Below are 8478 nucleotides of genomic sequence, written 5' to 3'. Positions count from 1 at the left end.
GAACAGAGCCGTTAAGCCCCGCACTGCCGATGGTACTGGAGTCGAATCCGGGAGAGTAGGCGGTCGCCACCTCTGAAACAGCGAGAGCCGTGTTCCACGAGAACACGGCTTTTTGCATTTGTACCCTGCTGATGGTGTTACCTGCAATCCATTGCGTACACTTTTTATGTACCTTCGATGTCTAGGTAGTTAATTCAACAACAGGATGGCAGTTTTCAAACTAACTATTAACGGACGTACCCATCAGGCTGACGTAGAGGCTGATACCCCACTGCTATGGGTACTGCGCGATCACCTGGGGCTGGTCGGTACAAAGTACGGCTGTGGTATCGCTCAGTGCGGTGCCTGCACGGTCCATATCAACGGGGAAGCCACACGTTCCTGTGTCATGCCGGTGTCGGCTATCGGTACAGGCAAAGTAGTAACCATCGAAGGGTTGTCAGCCAAAGGTGACCATCCCGTGCAGCAAGCTTGGGATGAAGTCGACGTACCTCAATGCGGGTATTGTCAGGCCGGGCAGATTATGACCGCCGCTGCGTTTCTCAAACGCAATCCTAAACCAGCCGTAGCCGATATCGATGCGGCGATGAGCGGGAATATCTGCCGCTGTGGCACTTACCACCGGATTCGGGAAGCTGTGCAATTAGCCAGCACTAAACTGAAGAAATAACCATGCAAACACAGACCAACGAGAGCCGTCGGAATTTCATGAAGATGGCCGCAATGGCTGGCGGCGGGTTTATGCTGGGCTTCAACTGGCTCGAGTCCGAAGCGGCCACTATCAGTACGGCCGTACCAGCGCAGGCGCTTCCGTTCAACAGTTATTTGTCAATAAACCCGCAGGGTGTTATTACGATCCTGTCGCCAAATCCGGAGGTTGGACAGGGGATCAAAACCGCCTTTCCGATCATTGTGGCCGAAGAACTCGATGCCGACTGGACAAAAGTCGTAGTTGAGCAGGCGGGCCTTGATACGAAAAAATTTGAGCGGCAGGTAGCAGGTGGTAGTGGTTCCATTCCTCACTCGTGGAAACGCCTGCGAGTGGCGGGGGCTACGGCGCGGCAAATGCTGGTAGAGGCTGCGGCTAAACGCTGGAACGTACCTGGCACTACCTGCACCACCGATAAAGGCTTTGTGCTGCATCAGGCCAGCAACCGGAAACTGAGTTATGGTGAACTGGCAGCCGAAGCAGCCCAACTCCCGGTGCCGACGGATGTGAAGCTCAAAGACAGCAAAGACTTTAAGTTGATCGGAAGCACCGTCAAGAACGTCGACAATCCGCCTATTCTGACCGGTAAACCCCTGTTCGGGCTCGACTTTTATCGGGAAGGTATGCTGTTTAGTATGATTCAACGGCCTGCTTTTGGCTATAAGGCTAAGGCTGTCGCCAACCAGGCCACGGTCAAAAAGATGCCTGGCATTCTGGACGTGCTGCTTGTTAATAACGCTGTTGCCGTAGTAGGGAAATCGACCTGGCAGGTACAGAAGGCAAAAGGCGCTTTGCAGATCGAATGGGAGAAAACCGACAACCTCGAAAACAGCGCCGATCACAATCGGATATTCACCGAATTGCTGGATAGCCCGTCGGCAACGGTACGTCGGCAGGATGGAGACGTCAAAACGGCTTTCGCCAATGCGGCAAAGGTCGTGAAAGCCGAGTTTCAATGCCCGTTCCTGCCGCACAGCCCCATGGAGCCGATGAACTTCTTCGCGCACGTGCGTTCAGGGGCCAGTGGTGTTGAAAGCGCAGAACTGGTGGGCCCCACGCAAACGCCCGAGCTAGCGCGTAACGAAACAGCCAAACTGCTCGGCATTGCCCCGGAGAAAGTCACGGTAGAACTCACTCGCATGGGCGGTGGGTTTGGTCGTCGTCTGAAGGCCGATTATGTGGTCGAAGCCGTACAGGTATCAAAACTGATGAATGCGCCGGTGAAACTGATCTGGACGCGCGAAGACGACATGACCGGAGGCAGTTATCGCCCGGCTGTCCGGTATCGGTTCGAAGCGGCACTGGACGCCCAAAATAACCTGATTGGTTATAAGCTGCGTGGTGTTGGCATCAACGCCGGCAACCCAACGCGGGAAGATAATTTTCCCGCTGGTTCGGTAGAAAACCTGCTGATCGACAGCGTTGAGCACAAATCGCCCATCACGACTGGTGCTTGGCGGGCTCCCATTACCAACTTCCTGGCGTTTGCCGAGCAATCGTTTTTGGACGAAGTTGCGCAGGCGGCTGGTAAAGATCCTGTGCAGTTCAGGCTGGAACTGCTCGACCGCGCCAAACAGAAGCCGACCGGCGCCATCAAGTACGACATCGATCGCATGCGCGGCGTCATCGAACTGGCGGCTGAAAAATCGGGCTGGGGCAAGAAGAAAGATGTGGCGCAGGGCTTCAGTGTGTATTTCTCGCACCGTTCTTACGTAGCGCAGGTGGGTGAGGTCGTGGTTCAGAAGGGCAAGCCGGTGTTGCAAAAGGTATATGCGGCGGCCGACTGTGGTGTGGTCATCAACCAGAGTGGCGCCCGGCAGCAAGTAACGGGCTGCATTGTCGACGGCATTGGTCACGCCATGTATGGTCAACTGACGTTCAAAGACGGTGCCACCGAACAGAAGAATTTTGGTGACTACCGGCTGATTCGGATGAATGAAATTCCAAACGTGGAAGTGCATTTCGTGAAAAATGACATTGAACCGACGGGGCTGGGCGAACCAGCTTTACCACCGGCGGGCGCTGCTGTTGCGAATGCCATCTTCAAAGCAACAGGCAAGCGACTCCGTAATCAGCCTTTCGTGGAAGACGGTGCCTTCAAGGGAAAAGGCGTTTCGTAGTACGTCAGTTGCCCCAAAACAATTGAAAAAGCCCACTCAGGTACGTTGAGTGGGCTTTTTCGTGATAAAGAAGCCAGGGACTAAAGACCTAGTACGCGTTTGTTAAATGATTCGTCGGCCCCTGTACCGGCAAAATCATCGAAGGCCCGCTCCGTAACGCGGATCATGTGGTTTTCGATGAACGGCGCGCCTTCAGCGGCTCCCTGCTCGGGGTGTTTGATAGCACACTCCCATTCAAGCACCGCCCAGCCGTCGTAATCGTATTGGGCTAGTTTGCTGAAGATGCTGCCAAAGTCGACCTGCCCATCGCCAAGCGAACGGAAGCGGCCAGCGCGTTGTACCCAGCCCTGGAAGCCACCATAGACACCCTGCCGACCCGTTGGGTTGAACTCGGCATCTTTCACGTGGAAGGCGTATATACGCTCGTGGTAGATGTCGATGAAATCCAGGTAGTCGAGACATTGGAGTACAAAGTGGCTGGGATCATAGTTGATGCCTGCCCGCTTGTGGTTGCCAACGGCTTCGAGAAACAACTCAAACGTGACGCCATCGTGCACATCTTCGCCAGGGTGAAGCTCGTAACCGACGTTCACGCCCGCATCTTCGAAGGCGTCCAGAATCGGTTTCCAGCGTTTGCCCAACTCGGCAAACCCCGTTTCTACTAAGCCTGCGGGGCGTTGCGGCCACGGATACATAAATGGCCACAACAGAGCGCCCGTAAAGCTAACGTGCGAAGTCAGCCCCAGGTTTTGGCTGGCTTTGGCCGCCAGCATCAGTTGATCAACCGCCCAGGCTTGCTGTTCGGTTGGTTTTCCCGCCAGTTCGGCCGGGCCAAAGCCATCGAACATGGGCGCGTAGGCCGGATGAACGGCCACCAACTGCCCTTGCAGGTGCGTCGACAGTTCTGTAATTTCTACGCCAATGTCGGCGAGTTTACCTTTCAGCTCGTCGCAATACGTCTTGCTATCGGCGGCTTGTTTGAGGTCGATAACACGTGGGTCCCACGTAGGGAGCTGAATGCCCTTATAGCCCAAATTGGCCATGTATCGGGCAATCGAGTCCAGGTTATTGAAGGGTTCGGCATCGCCCATAAACTGAGCTAGAAAGATACCAGGGCCTTTGAGTGATTTCATGATCTTGAGTGATTTAGCGATTGAGCGACTGAGTGAAAACGGGTTATTCCTTATCTATACTGCTTCGAGCCTTGGCAAGAATTTTAAGTAAGTGACTACCCTCATTCATCAAATCACGCAATCGGGTCTCAGGTACTATTTCTGTGAAGATGAGTGTATCAAGCCAAAATAAGGCCTCATCTAATTCTTCGATCACAATGCTAAGCTTGGCAAAAAATTCATTCTTGCTTCGTGCCCTGCGCACAGCGCGGTAATTAGCTGCACTAGATGAAGAGCAGCGAATGAGCTGCTTGCCAAAATGTTGAGCTTCATAGGATTGAGGTAATGACCGAAAGACATGGACGCAACGAATCATAAACGTTTTTAGCCTTTTTTCAAGGCTATCAGCAAAGTCACCTTTTGCTAGCCGAGTAGATTCCATGACATTTCACTCAATCGCTCATCCACCCAATCACTCAACAGACACCCAGCTTTGCGCCTTGTTACTTTCCAGGATCCGCTCGCAGATGAGCAGTTCGCGGTAGCCGTCGGCGAAGGTTGGGTACGTTGGGTTTTCGGGCTGCTTACCAGCTTCGATGGCCGCGTATACCTCTTTGAAGAGTTGCTTCGACGTATCGGGGAAGCCTTCGTTATGCCCGCCGGGGAATCCAATCACCGAACGTACCTCCGCATGTACGAGTGAGGGATCGTCGGTAACGGTTTGGTTGTAACCGTCGCGGTTGCCGACCCATAGCTGATTGGGCGCCTCAGAATTGAACGCGAAGGTCTTCTTCGAGCCCGAAATCTCAATCTTGAGCTGGTTTTTGCGCCCGGCCGATACCTGCGATACCGTGATGACACCGCGGTTACCATTGTCGAACCGTAATAGCACGTTGGCGTGGTCTTCGGTATTGATGGGTACGTCGGCGTAATCGTCTGGCTGGAGCATCTTGCCCGAATACGTTTCAACCGGCTTCAGCGGCTTCTTGCGCGTCTTGTGAATCGTGTTGAAGTCGGCCAGCACGGCGGTCGTTTTCAGGCCCGTCACGTGTTCCAGAATATCCATCAGGTGCGAACCAATGTCAGCGATGGCCCGTGAGTCGCCCGATTTGTCGGGTTCAAGGCGCCAGTTATAATCGGTTTCGTAGAAGAGCCAGTCTTGCAGGTATGACCCAATGATGCTATACACGTCGCCCAGCTCGCCTTTCTCGCGCATCACCTTCATCTGCCGTACCAGCGGGTAGTAGCGTAGGTTGAAATGCACGGCGTTGACAAGCCCCGTTTCTTTAGCCAGTTGTACCAGTTCTTCGGCTTCGGCCAGATCCTTTGCCAGCGGTTTTTCGCAGATAACGTGCTTGCCCGCCAGCAACGCCGCTTTCGACTGACTGTAGTGCAGGAAGTTGGGCGTACAGATGTGAACGGCCTGAATGTCGTCCTGCTTCAGCAGGTTGTCGAACGTATAGGCGCGGGGGATACCTAATTGAGCGGCTTTAGCTTCGGCCAGCTCCTGCGACACTTCGCAGAGCGCAACGACTTCAACATTGGGTAGGCGACGGAGGGCTTCGATGTGAGCAGGACCGATGAATCCGGTGCCGACGACGCCCACTTGGATTTTTGACATGAGAGAGAAAATTGGTTAATAGAAAGCTGTTGAGACGAAAGACGTTGAATCTGCTCGTGCGTCAGTACTGCAACGTACCTAACTTACTGAGTGGAACGCGCCAATTGCTGACGCCTGAGAGACGCAAGGGGCGGTCCGCCGCTGCGGTTGCGTCTCTACGAAATGAACTTCGTCCATTTCTGATCCGATTTGTCGGAAGAGACGACGGTATCAATAAAGGCCATACCACGGACACCTTCTTCCACGCCGGGGAAATCGAGGCGGATGGGATCGGGCTCAGTGCCGTTGAGACGCGCGCGAAGCGTGTGAGCAAAGTTAGTATAGATGTTGGCGAAGGCTTCCAGAAACGCTTCGGGGTGACCAGCGGGCAGGCGCGTGTTGGCCTGTGCTTCGGCCGATAACGTACCTACGTTGGTCCGGATGAGCCGGGCACCGTTCTCGTTGGTCTTGTAAATGAGTGTATTGGGTTCCATCTGATGCCACTCCAAGCCACCAAATTCGCCGTAGACCTTAATCTTGAGCGGGTTTTCTTCACCGTTGGCAATCTGGCTGTTGGTGAGCATACCCTTCGCGCCGTTGTCGAAGCGGAGCAGCATGTTGGCGTCGTCGTCGAGCAGGCGGCCTTCCACAAAAATGGTGAGGTCAGCGCATAGCTCGGTGATTTTCAGACCGGTAATGTACTCGACTAGGTTCTCGGCATGGGTGCCGATGTCGCCAACGCCACCCACTGCGCCCGACTTGGCGGGGTCGGTGCGCCAACTGGCTTGTTTTTGACCCGTGGCTTCAACCAGCTGCGCCAGCCAGCCCTGCGGGTACTCCACCAACACCTTTCGAATCTGTCCCAGCTTTCCGGCTTTGATCATAGCCCGGGCTTCTTTCACCATCGGGTAGCCCGTGTAGTTGTGTGTCAGGCAGAAAATAAGGCCTGTTTTTTCCACGATCTGAGCCAGTTCTTTGGCTTCAGCCAGATTGAGTGTCATCGGCTTGTCGCAAACCACGTGGAAGCCATTTTCGAGCGCCAGTTTGGCGGGGGCGAAGTGCATGTGGTTGGGCGTCACGATGGTCACAAAGTCCATACGCTCACCTTCGGGTAGCTCTTTCTCCCGAAGGATCATGTCTTCGAAGGTATCATAGACCCGGTTGGGGGGCAGATAGAGCGCGTGGCCGGTTTGCCGCGACTTTTCGGGGTTTGAGCTAAACGCCCCACACACGAGTTCGATCTCGTTGTCGAGGGCGGCAGCCCGGCGGTGAACAGCACCGATGAAAGCGTCGAGGCTACCACCGACCATCCCCATACGGAGCTTACGGTGTGTGGTTGAAGGAAAATGAGAAGGCCGGTTTTCCGATGTAATTGTCATAAGCGCAACGGCAGTAATGCTTGTTCTTCGCAAAGTAATGGACTGCCTCCCGGAAGAAGCAACCACTTCCTAACGAAATGAGAAAAGTGGGCGTATTTACTTTTATTTCGCTCATTTTGGATTGCGCAAAGACGCAAATTGGGTAACATTGGGTTTCAAATGGCTTTGGACTCTGAACATCGGAAGCTGACCAACGACTTCGTGGCACCTCATCCGATACTTTGTAGCCAACAACTAACGTCTTTTACCTAATCAACTCCTCCTTTACACATGGACCTAACCGTTAATCGCTCCCGGCTTTTCAACGCGAGCTGCTTTGCTATCATTACAACGGCCATGGCATTCGCCATTCGGGCGGGTGTACTCTCCCAATTAGGCAAAGAATTTAACTTGACCGCCAAAGAACTGGGGTACGTTAACCAAATGGCTTTTCTGGGTTTCCCCATCGCCATGATTTTCGGTGGGCCTCTCTACAACATCATTGGTCCGAAACGGATCGCGTGGGTGGCGTTTGTTACACACGTGTTGGGGCTGGTATTAACGATCACGGCGTCGGGGTTCTGGAGCCTGTTGATCTCGACGTTCTTCGTAGGATTCGGTAATGGTACGGTTGAAGCGGCCTGTAATCCGCTGGTGACGGACATGTATAGTGGAAACCAGACCACCAAGATGCTCAACCGGCTCCACATGTGGTTTCCCGGCGGGATCGTTATCGGCAGTCTGCTGTCAAAATTCATGACCGACGCCAATCTGGGCTGGCAGTTGCAGATTGGTGCCATTCTGATTCCGGCTGTAATTTATGCCGGTCTCTTCCTGGGGCAGCAGTTTCCGGCCAGTAAAGTGGAGGGCGCTGCCTCAACGGGTACAAACCTGAGAGCGATGGGGTCGCCGCTGTATTTGTTCATGCTGGCCTGCATGGCCCTTACTGCGATCTCTGAATTTGGCCCTGAGCAGTGGATTGACCCGATCATGCGTAATGCTGGCGCTAACCCGATGCTCATTTTGGCATTGGTAACGGGCCTGATGGCCGTTGGGCGCTACTTTGCCGGTCCGATCGTGCATCGTCTGAACCCAACGGGTGTTATCTGGGGGTCGTCGGTTATGGCGGCGCTGGGTATCTACCTGATGAGCAATGCAACAGGTGGGATGGTCTATTTCTCGGCGATCATCTTCGCTATCGGTGTTTGCTATTTCTGGCCAACAATGCTTGGCTTTGTGGCCGAATACATTCCGAAAGCAGGGGCCTTTGGCCTGTCGATCATGGGGGGTATGGGTATGTTTGCTACCTCAATCTTCCAGCCCATTATCGGAGGCTGGCTTGATGAAGAAGCCAGCAAGCGGGGCCTCACCGCCGAAACGGCTGATCTGGCAACGGGTCAGGCTACACTGGGCCATATGGTTATCTTCCCGTTGATCCTGATCGTTGCTTTTGGGATTCTGTGGTTTGTGATGCGTAACCGCAAGCCGGCACACGCTGATGAAACGCTGGTTGCCGAACAGCCACAGCTGTAGTCAGCCTGAAATTAACGCCTAACAAAGAGGGCCGGATCAACATCCG

7 protein-coding genes are annotated in these 8478 nt (G+C 54.1%); 3 read left to right on the top strand and 4 right to left on the bottom strand.

Going from position 1 to position 8478, the window contains the following annotated elements; genetic code table 11:
* Nucleotides 1-205: 205 nt before the first annotated feature.
* Nucleotides 206-670, top strand: coding sequence for a (2Fe-2S)-binding protein (locus tag ACAW74_RS24585; RefSeq protein WP_370700902.1), 465 nt, complete (start codon nucleotides 206-208; stop codon nucleotides 668-670).
* A gap of 2 nt (nucleotides 671-672) precedes the next feature.
* Nucleotides 673-2829 carry a xanthine dehydrogenase family protein molybdopterin-binding subunit gene (locus ACAW74_RS24580; RefSeq protein WP_370700901.1) on the top strand — a complete coding sequence of 719 codons (2157 nt, stop codon included), beginning with the start codon at nucleotides 673-675 and terminating at the stop codon, nucleotides 2827-2829.
* Between the two features lie 80 nt (nucleotides 2830-2909).
* Here ACAW74_RS24580 and ACAW74_RS24575 read toward each other — a convergent pair whose 3' ends face one another.
* The 4 genes from ACAW74_RS24575 to ACAW74_RS24560 all read right to left on the bottom strand — a co-directional run bounded on the left by ACAW74_RS24575 (nucleotide 2910) and on the right by ACAW74_RS24560 (nucleotide 6857).
* A complete protein-coding gene (locus tag ACAW74_RS24575; RefSeq protein ID WP_370700900.1) occupies nucleotides 2910-3962 on the bottom strand; it encodes a sugar phosphate isomerase/epimerase family protein in 1053 nt (350 codons plus the stop codon).
* A gap of 43 nt (nucleotides 3963-4005) precedes the next feature.
* On the bottom strand, nucleotides 4006-4383 hold the full coding sequence (locus ACAW74_RS24570) for a four helix bundle protein (RefSeq protein WP_370700899.1): 378 nt from the start codon (nucleotides 4381-4383) through the stop codon (nucleotides 4006-4008).
* Nucleotides 4384-4413: 30 nt separating this feature from the next.
* Complete coding sequence (locus tag ACAW74_RS24565) at nucleotides 4414-5562, bottom strand: Gfo/Idh/MocA family protein (RefSeq protein ID WP_370700898.1); 1149 nt, start codon at nucleotides 5560-5562, stop codon at nucleotides 4414-4416.
* Nucleotides 5563-5717: 155 nt separating this feature from the next.
* On the bottom strand, nucleotides 5718-6857 hold the full coding sequence (locus ACAW74_RS24560; protein WP_370700910.1) for a Gfo/Idh/MocA family protein: 1140 nt from the start codon (nucleotides 6855-6857) through the stop codon (nucleotides 5718-5720).
* Between the two features lie 333 nt (nucleotides 6858-7190).
* Here ACAW74_RS24560 and ACAW74_RS24555 point away from each other — a divergent pair, with 333 nt between their 5' ends.
* Nucleotides 7191-8432, top strand: coding sequence for an MFS transporter (locus ACAW74_RS24555; protein WP_370700897.1), 1242 nt, complete (start codon nucleotides 7191-7193; stop codon nucleotides 8430-8432).
* Nucleotides 8433-8478: the final 46 nt, after the last annotated feature.

The organism is Fibrella musci (assembly GCF_041321105.1).
In the GTDB taxonomy this organism is placed as follows: domain Bacteria; phylum Bacteroidota; class Bacteroidia; order Cytophagales; family Spirosomataceae; genus Fibrella; species Fibrella musci.
The sequence above is the reverse complement of the archived record's forward strand: the minus strand, read 5'-3'. Positions and strand labels throughout refer to the sequence as shown.

Excerpts from the sequence above, each read along its gene's own strand:
- ACAW74_RS24585 (WP_370700902.1), top strand. The coding sequence starts at position 206 with ATGGCAGTTTTCAAACTAACTATTAACGGACGTACCCATCAGGCTGAC.
- ACAW74_RS24580 (WP_370700901.1), top strand. The coding sequence starts at position 673 with ATGCAAACACAGACCAACGAGAGCCGTCGGAATTTCATGAAGATGGCC.
- ACAW74_RS24575 (WP_370700900.1), bottom strand. The coding sequence starts at position 3,962 with ATGAAATCACTCAAAGGCCCTGGTATCTTTCTAGCTCAGTTTATGGGC.
- ACAW74_RS24570 (WP_370700899.1), bottom strand. The coding sequence starts at position 4,383 with ATGGAATCTACTCGGCTAGCAAAAGGTGACTTTGCTGATAGCCTTGAA.
- ACAW74_RS24565 (WP_370700898.1), bottom strand. The coding sequence starts at position 5,562 with ATGTCAAAAATCCAAGTGGGCGTCGTCGGCACCGGATTCATCGGTCCT.
- ACAW74_RS24560 (WP_370700910.1), bottom strand. The coding sequence starts at position 6,857 with ATGGGGATGGTCGGTGGTAGCCTCGACGCTTTCATCGGTGCTGTTCAC.
- ACAW74_RS24555 (WP_370700897.1), top strand. The coding sequence starts at position 7,191 with ATGGACCTAACCGTTAATCGCTCCCGGCTTTTCAACGCGAGCTGCTTT.